The following is a 16,387-nucleotide window of genomic DNA, read 5'->3' as shown; positions in this document are numbered from 1 at the left end:
GCGGGATCGACGTGCGAAGGTGACATCGCCCGCACAGCCCCTATATGCACCGCCAACCTACAGGAGACTCTCATGGCCGACGAATACCTGAACCTCCAGCTCACCACCGGTGACGTGAAGATCAAGCTGCGCCCCGACCTCGCGCCCGGCCACGTCGAGCGGATCAAGGAGTTGGCGAGCGAAGGCTTCTACGACGGCGTGAAGTTCCACCGCGTGATCGACGGCTTCATGGCGCAGGGCGGCTGCCCGAACGGCACCGGCACCGGCGGCTCCGACAAGCCCGACCTCAAGGCCGAATTCAACGCCGAGCCGCACGTGCGCGGCGTCTGCTCGATGGCCCGCACCAGCGCGCCGAACTCGGCCAACAGCCAATTCTTCATCGTGTTCGACGATGCGACCTTCCTCGACAAGCAGTACACCGTGTGGGGCCAGGTCGTCGAAGGCATGGAAAACGTCGACGCGCTGCCCAAGGGCGAGCCGCCGCGTGAGCCCGGCCAGATCGTCAAGGCGACTGTTACCGAGGGCTGAGTATTGACGTCGACCCGGGCCAAGCCCCGGGTCGACGCTTTCCGGCCAGCCCACACAGGCACTGGCGCGAGGATCGTAGCTCTGGCAGGTACGCTGCCGATGCCCGCACTCCCCCGCTTCCTTGCCGCCGCCACGCTCGCCACCCTGCTGGGCGGCTGCGCGGTCACCAAGTCGCTGCCCGACCTGACCCAGGCGCACGGTCCCTGTTCCGAGGAGGACGGCGGCTGGTGCGGCTTCACCCGCGCGGCCACGATCAAGTCCTGGCAGTATGCCCAACTCGCCAGCAACGCCTATTGCGACGACAATGACGTGTTCGAGCTGCCCGCCGGCTTCACCGTCGTGCGCCGCTTGCCGACCCAGGACATCTGCGACCTCGAGCGCGCCGCCGCCAAGGGCGACGAGGCCGCCAAGGCCAAGCTGAAGCCGATCCGCAAGGCCGAGGGCAAGCGCAAGACGCACGGCTTCAACTACACCATCTACGACAAGCGCAATGCCGCCGGTGTGCTGGAGCGCCGGGTCATCGCCTACCGCGGAACCGACACCCGCCAGCTGGCCGACTGGATCTACGGCAATATCGGCAGCACCCAGCGCGACCAGGGCGTGGCACTCTACAAGGAGGAGCGCGCCAAACTCGACGCCGAGGGCGGGCAGGGCGTGCCGATCACGGTCACGGGTCACTCGCTGGGTGGCGCCATCGCGATCCAGGTCTCACTGGAGAACGCGGGGGTGGACGCTTACGTCTTCAACACTTCGCCGCGATACACGCTGGTGCAGCCCAACGCCAGCGAGCGGGTGGCGATTGCCGAGCGCGGCGACATCCTGGAGGTCCTGCGCAACCGCTCCATGCCGGTGCGCCAGGACATGCTGATCATCAACTGCCATCCCAGTGAGGGCCGGGTGGCCTCGCACTCGGTGCGCGATCTCGCCGCCTGCGTGACGTGGATCGCCGCCAAGACCGATGCCGTTGCCAAGTCCTCTGTCGCGACGAACAAGCTGGTGCAGCCCGAGGGCGAACTCGCCAACCTGCACTGGGGGTTGCCGCCCGATCCGGAAGTCCAGGCGCAGATGAAGGCTCGCGCCGAGACGCTGGATGCGCGCAAAAAAGCGGACAAGCGCAGCGGACGGATCAAGCGCGAGCGGCGCAGCAAAACCGCGCTACAGCCTGCACCGGTGCCGGAGCCTACTCCGACCAGTGAGCCGAAGACGGAGTGAGGCGGGTAGGCTGGACGCGCTTGGCCCACGCCTGTTCAGCCCAAGTCATCCTCAACCCACGTCATCCCGGCTTTAAGCCGAGATCCCGCTTTCTCTTCGATCTTGCATGACGCTCGTCCTGGCGACAAGCTAGACTGGGCGGCCTGGGAGTGAGCCGCCCACCGATGCAAGGACGGCCCTATTTCGCTGCCGCTCTAGCCGCATCGACGCCGAGCTGGTCGAACAGGAACATCGTCATGTCGGTCTGCTGGGCGATCACCTCGTCCAGCGACGAGCCCTGGCCGTGGCCCGAGCTGGCCGAGGTGCGCAGCAGGATCGGCGCCTTGGACGAGGTCGCCGCCTGCAGCGCGGCTGCGAACTTGCGCGAGTGGAACGGGTTTACGCGGCCGTCGTTGGCACCCGTCATCAGCAGCACCGCCGGGTAGGCCGTCCCCTTCACCACGTGGTGGTAGGGCGAATACGCGTAGAGCGCCTTGAACTGCGCCGGGTCCTTTACCGTGCCGAACTCGGTGACGTTGAAGGCGCCGTTGGGATCGAGCTCGACGCGCAGCATGTCGTAGATGCCCACCTGTGAGATCACCGCCTTGGCAAGGTCGGGGTGCTGGGTGATCTGCGCGCCCATCAGCAGACCGCCATTGGAGCCGCCCTGCAGCGCCAGCTTGTCATGGCTGGTGTAGCCTTGCGCGATCAGCGTCTGCGCCGCCGCCGTGAAGTCGTCGAAGACGTTCTGCTTCTTGGTCAGCATGCCCTGCTGGTGCCAGGTCTCGCCGTATTCGCCGCCGCCGCGGATGTTGGCGAGCGCGTAGATCATGCCGCCGTCCAGCAGCATGCGCGTGCGCGCGGCCGAGAAGCCCGGCGTCATGTTCACGCCGTAGCCCCCGTAGCCGTAGAGCAGCAGCGGGTTCTTGCCGTCGAGCTTGGTGCCCTTCTTCATCACCAGCGTGACCGGCACCTTGGTGCCGTCCTTGGAGGTGGCGAAGATCTGCTTCACCTCGGCATCGGCATAGGAGACCGAGGTGGTCATCCGAATCGCGGTCGGCGTCGACTTCATCGTGCCTGCGCTCCAGCGCAAGTAATGCGGCGGCTGGGTATAGCCGTTGACGTCATAGAGAACGTCACCGCCCGGCAGCGCCACGATGTTGCTGACGGACGAGACCGGCGGCACGTCCAGCGCACCCAGATCCTTGCCGGCGAGATCATAGATGCCGACCGAGTTGGGCCCGCCGGCGATGCGAGTGACGAACAGCTTGCCGTTCGCCAGCACCAACGGCTCGTCCGACTGGCCGCCGTCGACGATGGCGCCATCGGTGCGCGAGGGCACGATCACCTGCGCCTTGGCAAGGCCGCCGGTGTAGGGGGCAGCGAGCTTCACCACCTTGCCCATCGGCGCATCCTTGCGCGAAACGCCAAAGACGGTGCCGTCCTTCGCGATCACCGCGCCGCCGATCACGCGGTCTTCGTACTCGGCGATCTTCCGGGCCTTGCCATCCGTCGTCAGCACATAGTGCAGCCACTGCCCGCCATCGCCCCACTGCACCGAGGCGAGCGCAGCGGCGCCATCTTCGGCATTGCTGAGGAAGATCTCGGCCGTGCGCGGAATGCCGTCCGTGGCGCTCAGCACCAGCTTGTCCTGCGAGACCGGTGTACCGAGCACGTGGAGGTAAGTGTTTTGGTTGAAGTGCCACTCGCTTTCGGGCTGCGAGTGCTCGGGATAGCGGGTGTACCAGAAGGCCTTGCCGTCGCCGGTCCAAGCGAGCGAACCGCCGGCGGTGGGGAACTGCACGCGGTCAATCGGCGCCTCGACTTCCTTGCCGGTCACCGCGTCGTAGATGTGCAGCGTGCCGTCTTCGCTGCCGTTCTGCGAGATCGAGACGGCGACCTTGCTGCCGTCGGGCGAGGGCACGAACCAGTCGATCGCGGTGTGGCCGCTCGGGTCCATGGTGTTAGGATCGACCAGCGGCTTGCGGGTCGCGGGGTCGGCAGCGCCGTTGAGCGTCACCAACATGCCCTGCTGCAAGGCTGGGTCACTGTAGTAGGCGAAAGTGCGGCTGCCGGCGTGATGCAGGCCGCCGAACGCGGGCGAGCGGTCCTTGAACATGCGCGTCAGCTTGGCAGCGACCGCTGCGCGGCCGGGCAGCGCATCGAGGTAGGCGCGCGTGCGCACGTTCTGCGCATCGCTCCAGGCGGTGACCTTGGGGTCGGCCGCGTTCTCGAGTTCGCGGTAGGGGTCTGCGACCTGCTGGCCCTGGATCGTGTCGGTGGTGCTGCCCGCAGGGAACGGCGTCGGTCCGGGTGGAGCGGCGGCCGTCAGCGCCAGGATGGCGGCAGTGCCGACAAGGCCGGTGAGAAGCATGCGACGAGCCATGGAGATCCCCTGTGATCTTGCTTGATGCACAAGTGATAGGCTCATGGAGCGCCAGCGGACAAGCTTATCAATCATCCTCGGTAGGGTGACCCTACCACGTCGCCCTTCGCTCGACACGAACGGATTGTAGTCCTGCTCTGCTCCGGGGGCGACCCTACAACCCAGCCTTCAGCAACCACTCGTGGAAGATCTTCACCGGTCGGCTTTCCAGGTCCTTGTGGCGGCAGATGAACCAGTAGCGGTACGGGCTTTCGACATCGATGTCGTAGAGCACGGCCAGGCGATCGTCGCCCGCGCGGCGGAAGTGATCGTCATGCATGATGGCGATGCCCAGCCCTTGCGCCGCGGCTTCGAGCACAAGCTGGCCCGAGTTGAAGCGGTCGACCGAAGCAGGCTCCAGCTTCGGCATGCCCAACGCCGCCTTCCAGGCATCGAAGCTGTCGGGCAAGTCGTTGTGGATCAGGATCGTCTGGCGCGAGAGCTTCGCCTGGTCGGGCACGTCGCCAAGTTCCTGCGCGACCTGCTTGGAGACGATCGCGTAGACCTTGTTGTGGTCCAGCTGCACCGAATAGAACGCCGGATCGGGCGCCTTGGCCAGGATGATCGCGCAATCAAGCGAGTCGCCGACCTGGGTTTCCAGGTTCGGCCCGGTCTCGATGTCGATATGCAGCCGCGGGTGCAGCTTGCGCAATTCGGGCAGGCGCGGGAACAGCCGCTGCCCGCCGAACAGCGAAGGCACGCCCAGGTGCAGGCGCAGGACCTGGCCACGGTCGATCTGCGCCTCAACCGCTTCGGCCAGCTCCTCCAGCTTGGGCGCGATCGCGTTGTAGAATGCCTGGCCCTCGTCGGTCAGCTTCATCGATTGATGCTGGCGGGTGAACAGCCGCTTGCCGGTGAAGTCCTCCAGCGCCGCGACGCGCCGCGAAAGAGCCGACGGGCTGAGCGCCAGCTCGCTCGCGGCCGCCTTGGCCGAGCCGAGGCGGACGACGCGCACGAACGCTTCCAGCGCGCGTAACGGGGGTAGCCGGCGGACTACCACCGCGGCACCATGCTTGATGTGGCCGGCAACGCGCCGGTCGAGCTATTCAGGGTCACTCTCCGTCGTATTCATTGGCAATTACTTCAACCGGCGGGTGCAGCCGCAGCCTGGTCACGTGGCGTTCGTTGCCTTGAGTAACCTCCAGGCGCCAACCGCTCTCGTGCTCCAGGATCCGGCCGACCTCGGGCACTTGCTCGGCCAGCACGAAGGCCAGGCCGCCAAGAGTATCGACAGCTTCCTCCACTTCGGCAAGCCGCGGGTCGATCTTCTCCGCAACCTCTTCCAGCTCGACGCGGGCGTCGGCATCCCACATGCCATCGTCCAGCGGGACGAGCATGACCTCGGGGGCGTCGTCGTGCTCGTCCTCGATCTCGCCGACGATCTCCTCGACCAGGTCCTCGATGGTGATGATGCCATCGGTGCCCGAATACTCGTCGATCACCACGGCCAGGTGGATGCGCTTCGCGCGCATGTCGGCCAGCACGTCGAGCGCGCCGCGGGCCTGGGGCACGAACAGCGGCTGGCGCAGCAGCGTGGTCCAGTCCGCCGGCGCAACGTTGCCGCGCGCGAGTATCGGGAACACGTCCTTGATGTGGATCATGCCGCGGACTTCGTCGAGCGACTCGCCATAGACCGGCATGCGGCTGTGACCGTGCTCCGCGAATGCCTCGACCACTTCGTCCCAGCTGGCCGAAGCGGGAATGGCGATGATGTCGCCGCGCGGCACCGCGACGTCGTCTGCATCGTGCTCGGAGAAGTGCAGGAGGTTGCGCAGCATCTGGCGCTCGAGCGGAGACAAGTCCCCGCTCTGGTCCTGGCTGTCCTCGCCCTCGTGCTCGTTGATGACGTCTTCGATCTGCGAGCGCAGGGACTGGTCAACGTCGGCGACGAACATCCGGCGGATCACCCGCCAGATCGAGCCACTACTGTCCGGATCTCCCTGTCCGGAGTCGGTGTGGCGGCCATTCTCGGCCATCGTGTGATTCAGCCCCTGTCAGTTAAACGTCGCGGCCATATGGGTCCGCCAGGCCCATGACCGCAAGTGCCTTTGTTTCGAGTGCTTCCATAGCCTCGGCCTCGTCGTCCCCGGTCTCGTGGTCGTAACCGGCCAAGTGGAGCAAGCCGTGGACGATCAGATGGGCGGCATGGTCCTCGACAGAGATGCCCTTCTCCTCAGCTTCGCGGGCGCAAGTCTCAAAAGCCAGGGCGATGTCACCGATGAGTTCCGGCGGGCCGTTCGGGGCAAGATCGAGCAGGCCGGAACGCTCCAGCATGGGGAAGGAGAGGACATTGGTCGGCTTGTCCTTGCCCCGCCACTCGGCGTTGAGCGCGTGTACGTCCTCGTCGGAGGTGAACAGCACGCTTGCGGTGAGGCGAGGGTGGGCGAGCTCCTCGGCCACTTGCGCCGCGGCCGCGGCTGCGCGGGTGGCGAGCGCCTCCCATGCGGTGCTGTTGGGCCAGGGTTCTTCGACGTCGATCTCGAGATTCATCGATGTGCCTTAGCGCAAGGCTCCGATGTAACCTAGAAATCAGGGCGTGACGCCGCATCCGATCGCCGCCTTGCCCAGCACGAGCGCGATCTCCGGATCGTTCAGTTCGCCCGCAACGCGCAGGAGATCACCCACTGTGAGGACTCCGGGGTTCGTGTCGCCCGATCGATAGGCCTTTGCCGCGCGGCCGAGCTGCTGCAGCTGACCCAACGAGAGATCGCTCTGCAGGCGAGTGCCCACACAGTCGGACCGCGCCTGGTCCAGGCCGTAACGCTGCAATGAAGTGGAGATGCGAGTCGCCGGAGCGGCGCAGGCGCCGAGCGCGGCGGCCCCGAGCAGGGCAAGGGCGAAGGCTTTCACGTGCGTTCCTCCTGATCGAAACTCTGCCGTTAGGCGTACGGTTCGATCAACGCGCTCCACGGACCGCACGTTGCTAGTATCTTTGCCGATGCCTCTAGTCCGTTCGCACCATCGATCCGTGCCGAGCTTCAGGCATCCGGGCCTTCATAAGCATCCACAATCCGCCCAACGATGGGATGGCGTACCACGTCGGCCGAGGTGAACCGCGTCACGTCGATCCCTTCGACGCCCTCCAGCCGCGAGACGGCATCGGCAAGGCCGCTCATGCGGTCGCCGCCGGGAATATCGACCTGGCGCGGATCGCCGCAGACCACCATGCGGCTGTTCTGGCCGAAGCGGGTGAGGAACATCTTCATCTGCTCGCGCGTGGTGTTCTGCGCCTCGTCGAGGATGACGAAGGCGTCGGCCAGAGTGCGGCCGCGCATGAAGGCGATGGGGGCAATCTCGATCTCGCCGCTGGCGAGGCGCCGCTCCACTTGCTCGGGCGGCATGCAGTCGTAGAGCGCGTCGTAGAGCGGGCGCAGGTAGGGGTCGACCTTGTCCTTCATGTCGCCGGGCAGGAAGCCCAGCTTCTCGCCCGCCTCGACCGCGGGGCGGCTGAGGATCAGGCGCTGGACCGATCCGGTCATCAGCTGGCTGACCGCTTGCGCTACCGCGACATAGGTCTTGCCGGTGCCCGCCGGCCCGAGCGCGAAGATGATGTCGGCCTTGGCGAGCGAGCGCATGTACTCGATCTGCGTCGCCGAGCGCGGGACGATGGTCTTCTTGCGGGTGCGGATCATGATCGGCGGGGTGCCAAGCGCGGCGTCGCCGGTGATGATCCCTTCCAGTGTGGGTTCTGCGGACATGGTGATCAACGATTCGATAGCGCCGGAATCAAGGTCATGGCCTTGCTCCAGCCGGTGGTACATTCCCGTCAGGGTTTCGCGCGCACGGGACACGGCATCTTCCGACCCTTCGATCTGGATGCGATTGCCGCGAGCCGCGATGTAGACGCCGAGCCGATTTTCGACCTGGACAAGGTTGGCGTCGAACTGGCCGAACAGGGTCCCGAGCAGCGCGGGTTGGTCGAAATCCACTTCGACACGGGCCCGCCGCGCCGGGTGGTCGGGCCTGAACTGCGTCATCTCCGGACGCTGCGCTGACTTTCGGGCCATGCGCTCCTTTCATGTGAAAGCGCTCTTGTGTGGGCTCAACTTGAGACTTCGGAGCGGCTTGCGCAAGGACCGGCGCCAGCATCTTTCCACAACGGTGGTCACGTGCGGCTGAACGGCGCGTTCATGCAACCGAATACACGCTGCGACACTTCTGCATCATTCCTGAAGGAGCGGTTCCCGGCCGGTTAAGCGCGACAGGGCCAAGTTGACCCTCGCAGCCCGGACTCGATGGGCGCCGAATGTAGGAGAGAAGCAATGCGAAAGATCATCATGGCAGCCTTGGCCGCCAGCACCCTGGTTCCCGCGACGCTGGTTCCGATCGCGGCCCAGGCCCAGAGCGCTCGCGAAGTGCGCGACAGTCAGCGCGACCTGCGCCGTGACCAGCGCGACTTGCGCGAGGCACAGCGCTACGGCGATCGTGGCGACGTGCGCGAAGCTCGCCGCGACGTGCGGGACTCGCGCCGCGAACTGCGTGAGGATTGGCGCGACTATCGCCGCACCAACCGCGACGTCTATCGCCGCCAGGCCTACGTCGGTCCGCGCGGCTACGCCTATCGCCCGGTTTCGGTCGGCTATCGCTTCCAGCCGAGCTACTACGGCCGCAACTACTGGGTGAGCGACTACGGCCGCTATCGCCTGCCGGCGCCGAGCCGCGGCGCGCAGTGGGTGCGCTATGGCAATGACGTGGCTCTGGTGAACCTGCGCACCGGTCGCGTCCTGCAGGTCTACAACCGCTTCTTCTGGTAAGCGGCCACGCGCCTGGCCCCGCTTTGCGGGGTCAGGCTACCATCTGGAGCGCGGGCCGGGCCGAGAGCGAGTTCGGCCCCGCTTCCATCAGGTCCACGCGGACCAGATCGCCGATGGCGGCATCGCCGATGAAGTGCACCGACTGCAGCCACGGCGACTTGCCGAGCCACTGGCCGGGGAGCTTGCCCCGGCGCTCCACCAGCACCTCGCACGAACGACCCAGGCTGGCCTTGTTGAAGACGAGCTGGCTGCGGTTGAGCGCGGCTTGCAGCCGCTGCAGGCGATCGTCCATGACCTCTGGCGCGATCTGATCGCCCATCGTCGCCGCCGGAGTGCCGGGGCGCGGCGAATATTTGAAGCTGAAGCACTGCGCATAGCTTACCGTCTCGACCAGCTGCAGCGTGTCCGCGAACTCGGCATCGGTCTCGCCCGGGAAGCCGACGATGAAGTCTCCCGATAGCGCGATGTCGGGCCGCACGGCGCGGACCTGCTCCAGGATCCGCAGGTAGCTTTCCGCCGTGTGGCTGCGGTTCATGGCTTTCAGCACCCGGTCCGATCCCGACTGCACCGGCAAGTGCAGGAACGGCATGAGCTTGGGCTCGCTGGCATGCGCCTCGATCAGGCCGGGGGTCATGTCGTTGGGGTGGCTGGTGGTGTAGCGGATGCGGGCGAGGTCCGGCATCGCGGCAAGCGCGCGGATCAGCCCGTCTAGACCCAGCGTGCGACCCTTTGTATCCTCGCCGGTCCAGGCGTTGACGTTCTGCCCCAGCAGCGTGATCTCGCGCGCGCCAGCATCCACCAGCCGCTGCGCCTCGGTGATGAGGTCGGCGTAGGGACGCGAAGCCTCGGCGCCACGGGTATAAGGCACCACGCAATACGTGCAGAACTTGTCGCACCCTTCCTGCACCGTCAGGAATGCGCTCGGACCCGACCGGCGGCGCGCAGGCAAGTGCCCGAACTTGGTTTCGGCCGGCATGTCGGTATCCGTCGCGCGGCGACCGGCCGCAGCCTCGCGCACCATCTCGGGCAGGCGATGATAGGCTTGCGGGCCGACCACCATCTTCACCGAAGGTGCGCGCGCCATGATTTCCTCGCCCTCGGCCTGCGCGACACAGCCAGCGACCGCGATCAGCGGCGATGAGCCATCGTCACGCTTTAGGCGACCGATATCGGAGTAGACCTTCTCCGCCGCCTTCTCGCGGATGTGGCAGGTGTTGAGCACGACGAGGTCCGCATCGGTGCCGTCCGGCGCCGCGGTGAGGCCTTGGCTTGCCAGCAGTTCGGCCATGCGCTCGCCATCATAGACGTTCATCTGGCAGCCGAAGCTCTTGACCTTATAGGTCTTGGGGGACTGATCCTGAGGCATCGCGGGCCGATACAGGAAAGCGGCCGCGATTTGAAGAAGGTTGGTTTGGCGCCTCAAACCCGCTAACCGCGCGCGCCATGACCAACGCGCAACAGACCCTCTACGCGGCCTTCACCGGCCACCTTGCCACTGCGCTTGATGCGCTGGAAGCGGCGGGCACTCTGCCTTGCGGTGTGAAGCGAGGCGCGGTGACGGTCGAGCCGCCGCGCGATCCATCGCATGGCGACTTGGCGACCAACGCCGCGATGGTGTTGGCTAAGCCTGCCGGCATGAAGCCGCGCGACCTGGCAGAAGCACTCGTTGCTGAACTCACCAAGCTGCCGCAAGTGACTGGCGCCGAGATTGCCGGGCCTGGCTTCATCAACCTGCGCCTCTCGCCCGCCGCCTGGCTCGCCGAGCTGCGGACGATCGCCGAGCTTGGGGCGGACTACGGCAAGTCCGACATGGGCGGCGGCAGCGTGGTCAACGTCGAGTACGTCTCGGCCAACCCGACCGGGCCGATGCACATGGGCCATTGCCGCGGCGCGGTCGTGGGCGATGCATTGTGCACGCTGCTCGAGTTTGCCGGGCACAAGGTGACGCGCGAGTACTACGTCAACGACGCCGGCGCGCAGGTCGACGTGCTCGCCCGCTCGGTGCACTTGCGGTACCGCGAAGCGCTGGGCGAGACGGTGACGATCCCCGAGGGGCTCTATCCGGGCGACTACCTGGTGCCGATCGGCCAGGAACTCGCCGCCGAGTTCGGCGCGCGCTACGTCTCCGCGCCCGACACCGAATGGCTGGTACTGTTCCGGACCCGTGCGGTCGCCGCCATGCTGGTCATGATCAAGCAGGACTTGGCGCTGCTCGGCATCGAACACGACTTGTTCTCCTCGGAGGCTGAGCTGCAGGCGGCCGGCAAGCCGGAGGAGGCCGAGGCCTTCCTGCGCTCGCGCGACCTGGTCTACGATGGCGTGCTCGAAGCGCCCAAGGGCAAGACGCTTGAGGACTGGGAGCCGGTCGAGTTGCCGCTGTTCCGCTCGACCAAGTTCGGCGACGACCAGGACCGCCCGATCAGGAAGTCCGACGGCAGTTGGACCTACTTCGGAGCGGATCTCGCCTATCACTACCAGAAGGCCCAGAGCGCCGATGCGCTGGTCGACATCTGGGGCGCGGACCACGCCGGCACCGTCAAGCGGATCAAGGCCGCCGTCGCTGCCATGACGGGTGCCGATGGCGAACCGACGCCGTTCGAGATCAAGCTGGTCCAGATGGTCCAGCTGCTGCGCAACGGCGAACCGGTGAAGATGAGCAAGCGCTCCGGCACCTTCGTCACCCTGGCTGATGTCGTGCGCGAAGTGGGCAAGGACGTGGTGCGCTTCACCATGCTGACCCGCAAGCCCGAGGCGCAGATGGACTTCGACTTCGCCAAAGTGGTCGAAGCCTCTAAGGACAATCCGGTGTTCTACGTCCAGTATGCGCATGCCCGTGTTAGCTCGACGCTGCGCAAGGGCGCAGCGGAGGGTTTCGCGCCGTCGGGCGAGCACGTTGAGCTGCTGGGGGATGAGGAGCTGGAGCTGATCAAGCTCGCCGCGCAGTTCCCGCGCATCGTCGAGGCGGCAGCGGCCGCGCGCGAGGCGCACAGGATCGCCTTTTTCCTGCAGGATCTCGCCGCCGCGTTCCATGGTTACTGGAACGTCGGCAACGATCGGCCGGAAAAGCGCTTCATCGTGGCACAAGATGGTAACCTTACCTCCGCTAGGCTTTTCCTTGCGACCCAGATCGGGCAGCTGATACGCAACGGCCTCGCCCTGCTCGGCGTCGAGGCGGTGGAGGAAATGTGAGGATGACGATGTCGTTTCCAGGAGAGGGCGGGCGCGATGAGCCCGGGTTCAAGGATGGGGACGACACTGCGGCACCCGCTCATGGCGCGGGCCAGCGCCCATTCGACAGCCGCTTCGAAGAGACAGGCGAGCTCGACCTGGGCGAAGAGGACGTGCGCCTGCCGTGGCTCGAAGGCGATGACGACGACTACGAGGACGTAGGTTCCAACACCGGCCAGCTGATCGCGCTGGTGCTGCTGGGCCTCGTCGCGCTGGCGCTGATCGTCGGCGGCATCTGGTGGCTGCAGCGCGACAAGCCCGATACCGCGCTGGTCGCCGACGGCGAGACTATCCAGGCGCCGGCAGCGCCCTACAAGACCAAGCCTGCCGATCCCGGCGGCGAAGTGGTCGCCGGCACTGGCGACACCAGCTTCGCGGTGGCGGAAGGCCAGACGCGCCAGGTGCGCATGGGCAACGAGACACCCGCTCCGGCGAACACGCCCAAGGCGGCCACTACGCCCGGCGCCTCGCCGAGTGCCGCGGCGAGCGAAGCTGCGCCCGCGGATGTCAGCGGCGTGGGCGTGCAGGTGGGTGCCTATTCCAATCGCGAGTCGGCGGAGAAGGGCTGGACCCGCCTATCGCAGCAGTACGAGGCGCTGGGCAGCGTGAAGCACCGCATCGTCGAGGGACGGGCGGACATCGGCACGGTCTATCGCCTGCAGGCGGTGCCGGGCGATGCGGCAGCGGCAAACCGACTGTGCGGGACGTTGAAGGCGGCGGGGCTGAGCTGCCAGGTCAAGCGCTGAGCTTGGCCACGATCCTCCCCTGCAAAGGGAGGTGGCAGACGCTTAGCGGCTGAGGGAGGGGTGTCACCGCTAGTCGAGTGCTCGACCGGCAGGGTGACACCCCTCCACCACCGCCTGCGGCGGCGGTCCCCCTCCCCTTGCAGGGGAGGATCTGGTGGGCTGCCGCGAGTGGAGGCTGTGCACAGCGCCTGCCGCCAACTTGCGAAGCCCGCGCAAATCTGCGACTTCCGCACCATGGTCCCCGCAATCTTCGGCTTGGCCGGCCTGACCCTCAGCGCCGAAGAGCGCGCTTTCTTTCGCGATGCCGATCCGGCCGGCTACATCCTGTTTGGCCGCAACATCGAAAGCCGTGAGCAAGTCCGCGCGCTCACCGATGAACTGCGCGCGATCCATGGCCGAGAGCGGCTGTTCGTCTGCATCGACCAGGAAGGTGGCCGCGTCGCGCGGATGAAGCCGCCGGTTTGGCCGGCTTATCCGACCGGAGAGGCGTTCGACCGGCTCTATGAGCTCGCACCCGCCAGTGCGATCGAGGCGGCGCGGTGCAATGCTCAGGCACTTGGTCTCGATCTGGCCGAAGCGGGGATCACGGTCGACTGCTACCCCTCAATCGACGTGCGGCGCCCCGGCGCGCATGATGTGATCGGCGATCGCGCCTTCGGGTCGGAGCCGATGCGGGTCGCCGCCCTGGGCCGCGCCGCGCTTGATGGGCTGGCGCGCGCTGGCGTCGTCGGCTGCATCAAGCACATGCCCGGCCACGGCCGCGCGATGGCGGACAGCCACAAGGAACTGCCCACCGTAGACGCCAGCGAAGCGGAGCTGGAGGAGGACTTGCGCCCGTTCCGCAGCCTCGTCCACGCGCCCGTCGGCATGACCGCACACGTGCGCTATACCGCTTGGGATGCGCAGAACCCCGGCACGCTCTCGCCCTTCGTGGTTGGGGAGGTGATCCGCCGCCGCATCGGCTTCGAGGGCCTGCTGCTGACCGACGATCTCGACATGCAGGCGCTGCAAGGCTCGGTGCCGGAGCACGCGGCGCGGGCACTGGCGGCGGGGTGCGACATCGCGCTCAATTGCTGGGCCAAGATGGACGACATGATCAGCATCGCCCAAGCCTGCCCGACCATGCCGGAGCGCACCGCCGAGCGCCTCGCCCGGGCACTCGACGCAGCCCCGGCCATGGATACGCCGCAGGCCGAGCTTGCAGCCAAGCGAGACACGCTGCTGGCGCTGGCCGGATGATCGCGGAGCCTGCCGAGGACTGGCGGGCCGTCGGTCCACCGGCGTCAGGCACCGATCCGCAAGGCGCGCTCTACCTCGAGATCGACGGCTGGGAAGGGCCGCTCGACCTGCTGCTTGACCTGGCGCGACGCCAAAAAGTCGACTTGCGGCGCATCTCAATTCTGGAGCTGGTCGACCAGTACCTCGGCTATATCGACGAGGCCGAGGAACTGCGGTTGGAGCTGGCCGCCGACTACCTGGTGATGGCTGCGTGGCTGGCGTATCTGAAGTCGGCGCTGCTGCTGCCCCGGGACGAACAGGAGGACCCCAGCCCGGAGGAGCTCGCCCTGCGGCTGCAGCTGCGCCTGGCGCGGCTGGGCGCCATGCGGGAAGGCGCGGCGCGGCTGATGGGGCGCGATCGCCTGGGCCGAGACGTGTTCCTGCGCGGCATGCCCGAAGGCCTGCGCGTCGATCGTCGCAATCGCTGGCAGTGCGAGTGGTTCGACCTCGTGCGCGCTTATGCCGACGTGAAGGTGCGCAGCGAGCCGGTGGTCCATATGGTGCGCGAGCGCATGGTGATGACGCTGGAGAGCGCGATCGCGCGGGTCTCCTCGATGCTCGGCGTTTCGCTCGAGTGGATCGAGTTGCGCGACTTTCTACCGCCGAGCAGTCAGGGCGACTGGGCGAACCCGCGCCTGCGCCGCTCGGCGCTCGCCTCCAGCTTCGTCGCCGCGCTCGAATTGGCGCGCACAGGCAGGGCGGAGCTGGCGCAGGAGGAGACCTTCGGGCCATTGCGGCTGAAGGCGGTCGGAGGATGACACCGCCTGACGATCTCGTCCGCGCGGTAGAAGCGACGCTGTTCGCGGCCGAGGCGCCGATGTCGGCGGATGCGATCTCGCAACACCTCGGTGGCGCGATGGTCCGCTCGGCGCTGGGGGAGCTGCAACAGCACTACGCCGACCGGGGCATCCGGCTGGTCGAGCGAGGCGCGCGCTGGCATTTCGAGACCGCGCCCGATCTGGCGCACCTGCTGCGGCGCGAGCGCGAGCATGTTCGCCCGCTCAGCCGTGCCGCCACCGAAGTGCTGGCGATCGTCGCCTACCATGAGCCGGTCAGCCGCGCAGAGATCGAGGCGATCCGCGGCGTGCAGACCGCCAAGGGCACGCTCGACGTGCTGATGGAGGCGGGCTGGGTGCGCGTCGCGGGCCGGCGTGAAGTACCGGGGCGGCCGGTGATCTACGCCACCACGCCCGAGTTCCTGGCCCACTTTGGCCTGGGTACGCTCAAGGAACTGCCCGGCGTAGACGAGATGCGCGCCGCAGGCCTTCTCGATCCGGTCGACGACGAGATGATCGAACTGGCCCTGGGCGGGAAGGGCGAGAGCGAGGAGCGTGACGACTGACTGCTGTCCTCCCGTCACACGAAAGACATATCACCTCGCCATGGCGGTCGCTCGCATCGGTGTACGGGCCTTTGATCCCACTGGCATCCGCGCTTACAAAGCACTAGATGAGCCCCGCGCCACCACCTGGCGCAAGAACTTGGAGTCGCAGTTATGGGTGGCCTTTCGCTCTGGCACTGGATCATCGTCCTTCTGGTCGTGCTGATCCTGTTCGGCCGTGGTCGGATCTCGGACATCATGGGTGACTTCGGCAAGGGCATCAAAAGCTTCAAGGAAGGCATCAACGACGAGAGCGGCGACCGTCATGCCGCTCCGCCGCCGCCTCCGGTGGTGCCGCCCGCGCAGATCGCGCCGCAAGCGCCGGTGCAGACCGCCGTGCCGCCTGTCGCTACCATCGTCGATCCCGCTACCGGCGTCCCGGTTCCGGAGCCCGGCATGACCCACCTGTCATCCGAGAACAAGACCGGCGCGTAAGCCGCAAGCGCGTCGGGGCTTCCCTCATGTTCGACGTCGGTGCATCCGAGATGCTGATGATCGTGATCGTCGCGGTCGTCGTCATCGGACCCAAGGACATGCCGATGGCCATGCGCACCGCCGGGCGCTGGATCGGCAAGATGCGCCGCATCTCGGGCCACTTCCGCGCCGGCATCGACACGATGGTGCGCGAAGCCGAGCTGGAGGAGATGGAGCGTAAGTGGCGCGAGCAGAACGAAGCCATCATGAAATCGCACCCGACGCTGCCGTCGGGCGAGGACATGGCGCCCCATCCCACGTCGGCCGAAGCGGCGCTGGCCTCGCTCGAAGCGCCCTCTCACCCAGCTCCTGCCGATCCGCGGCACGAGGCCGAGCCGCAGCTGCCGCTGCCCCCGCCATGAGCGCGCTCGCTGCAGGCCCG

17 protein-coding genes are annotated in these 16,387 nt (G+C 66.9%); 10 read left to right on the top strand and 7 right to left on the bottom strand.

Features of this window, described 5'->3' with window-relative positions; genetic code table 11:
- Positions 1-72: 72 nt before the first annotated feature.
- Both GV044_RS17095 and GV044_RS17090 read left to right on the top strand, forming a co-directional pair.
- On the top strand, positions 73-528 hold the full coding sequence (locus GV044_RS17095) for a peptidylprolyl isomerase (RefSeq protein ID WP_159873106.1): 456 nt from the start codon (positions 73-75) through the stop codon (positions 526-528).
- 99 nt (positions 529-627) lie between these two features.
- Entirely contained in the window at positions 628-1,740 is a 1,113-nt protein-coding gene (locus GV044_RS17090; protein WP_159873104.1) for a hypothetical protein, read from the top strand.
- A gap of 178 nt (positions 1,741-1,918) precedes the next feature.
- Here GV044_RS17090 and GV044_RS17085 read toward each other — a convergent pair whose 3' ends face one another.
- The 6 genes from GV044_RS17085 to GV044_RS17060 form a co-directional block, all read right to left on the bottom strand.
- Entirely contained in the window at positions 1,919-4,105 is a 2,187-nt protein-coding gene (locus GV044_RS17085; protein ID WP_201299145.1) for a prolyl oligopeptidase family protein, read from the bottom strand.
- Positions 4,106-4,259: 154 nt separating this feature from the next.
- On the bottom strand, positions 4,260-5,144 hold the full coding sequence (locus GV044_RS17080) for a LysR substrate-binding domain-containing protein (protein WP_159873102.1): 885 nt from the start codon (positions 5,142-5,144) through the stop codon (positions 4,260-4,262).
- Between the two features lie 52 nt (positions 5,145-5,196).
- The gene (locus tag GV044_RS17075) at positions 5,197-6,120 is read right to left on the bottom strand and encodes a hemolysin family protein (protein ID WP_159873100.1); all 924 of its coding nucleotides are present in this window, start codon (positions 6,118-6,120) and stop codon (positions 5,197-5,199) included.
- 22 nt (positions 6,121-6,142) lie between these two features.
- Positions 6,143-6,634, bottom strand: a complete 492-nt coding sequence (gene ybeY / locus GV044_RS17070) for an rRNA maturation RNase YbeY (protein ID WP_159873098.1) — start codon at positions 6,632-6,634, stop codon at positions 6,143-6,145.
- A 39-nt stretch (positions 6,635-6,673) separates the two neighbouring features.
- The gene (locus tag GV044_RS17065; RefSeq protein WP_159873096.1) at positions 6,674-6,994 is read right to left on the bottom strand and encodes a hypothetical protein; all 321 of its coding nucleotides are present in this window, start codon (positions 6,992-6,994) and stop codon (positions 6,674-6,676) included.
- Between the two features lie 128 nt (positions 6,995-7,122).
- Positions 7,123-8,151, bottom strand: a complete 1,029-nt coding sequence (locus tag GV044_RS17060) for a PhoH family protein (protein WP_159873095.1) — start codon at positions 8,149-8,151, stop codon at positions 7,123-7,125.
- Positions 8,152-8,406: 255 nt separating this feature from the next.
- Here GV044_RS17060 and GV044_RS17055 point away from each other — a divergent pair, with 255 nt between their 5' ends.
- A complete protein-coding gene (locus tag GV044_RS17055; protein ID WP_159873093.1) occupies positions 8,407-8,898 on the top strand; it encodes an RcnB family protein in 492 nt (163 codons plus the stop codon).
- Positions 8,899-8,929: 31 nt separating this feature from the next.
- Here the strand turns inward: GV044_RS17055 and miaB are convergent, their stop codons facing one another.
- Positions 8,930-10,264, bottom strand: coding sequence for a tRNA (N6-isopentenyl adenosine(37)-C2)-methylthiotransferase MiaB (miaB, locus tag GV044_RS17050; protein ID WP_159873091.1), 1,335 nt, complete (start codon positions 10,262-10,264; stop codon positions 8,930-8,932).
- Positions 10,265-10,341: 77 nt separating this feature from the next.
- Here miaB and argS point away from each other — a divergent pair, with 77 nt between their 5' ends.
- From argS to tatB, 7 genes are all read left to right on the top strand, one after another.
- Complete coding sequence (gene argS / locus GV044_RS17045; RefSeq protein ID WP_159873089.1) at positions 10,342-12,087, top strand: arginine--tRNA ligase; 1,746 nt, start codon at positions 10,342-10,344, stop codon at positions 12,085-12,087.
- A gap of 2 nt (positions 12,088-12,089) precedes the next feature.
- Positions 12,090-12,872: an SPOR domain-containing protein gene (locus GV044_RS17040; protein ID WP_159873087.1), complete on the top strand. Its 783-nt coding sequence runs from the start codon at positions 12,090-12,092 to the stop codon at positions 12,870-12,872.
- A gap of 234 nt (positions 12,873-13,106) precedes the next feature.
- Positions 13,107-14,111: a beta-N-acetylhexosaminidase gene (gene nagZ, locus GV044_RS17035; RefSeq protein ID WP_159873085.1), complete on the top strand. Its 1,005-nt coding sequence runs from the start codon at positions 13,107-13,109 to the stop codon at positions 14,109-14,111.
- On the top strand, positions 14,108-14,908 hold the full coding sequence (locus tag GV044_RS17030) for a ScpA family protein (RefSeq protein WP_159873083.1): 801 nt from the start codon (positions 14,108-14,110) through the stop codon (positions 14,906-14,908). Before nagZ ends, GV044_RS17030 begins: the two co-directional genes overlap by 4 nt.
- A complete protein-coding gene (gene scpB / locus GV044_RS17025) occupies positions 14,905-15,492 on the top strand; it encodes an SMC-Scp complex subunit ScpB (protein ID WP_159873081.1) in 588 nt (195 codons plus the stop codon). Before GV044_RS17030 ends, scpB begins: the two co-directional genes overlap by 4 nt.
- A gap of 153 nt (positions 15,493-15,645) precedes the next feature.
- The gene (locus GV044_RS17020; protein WP_159873079.1) at positions 15,646-15,966 is read left to right on the top strand and encodes a twin-arginine translocase TatA/TatE family subunit; all 321 of its coding nucleotides are present in this window, start codon (positions 15,646-15,648) and stop codon (positions 15,964-15,966) included.
- Positions 15,967-15,992: 26 nt separating this feature from the next.
- On the top strand, positions 15,993-16,367 hold the full coding sequence (tatB, locus tag GV044_RS17015) for a Sec-independent protein translocase protein TatB (protein WP_159873077.1): 375 nt from the start codon (positions 15,993-15,995) through the stop codon (positions 16,365-16,367).
- Positions 16,368-16,387: the final 20 nt, after the last annotated feature.

This window comes from Novosphingobium sp. 9U (assembly GCF_902506425.1).
GTDB lineage: Bacteria > Pseudomonadota > Alphaproteobacteria > Sphingomonadales > Sphingomonadaceae > Novosphingobium.
This window is presented reverse-complemented; position numbering and strand designations above follow the sequence as displayed.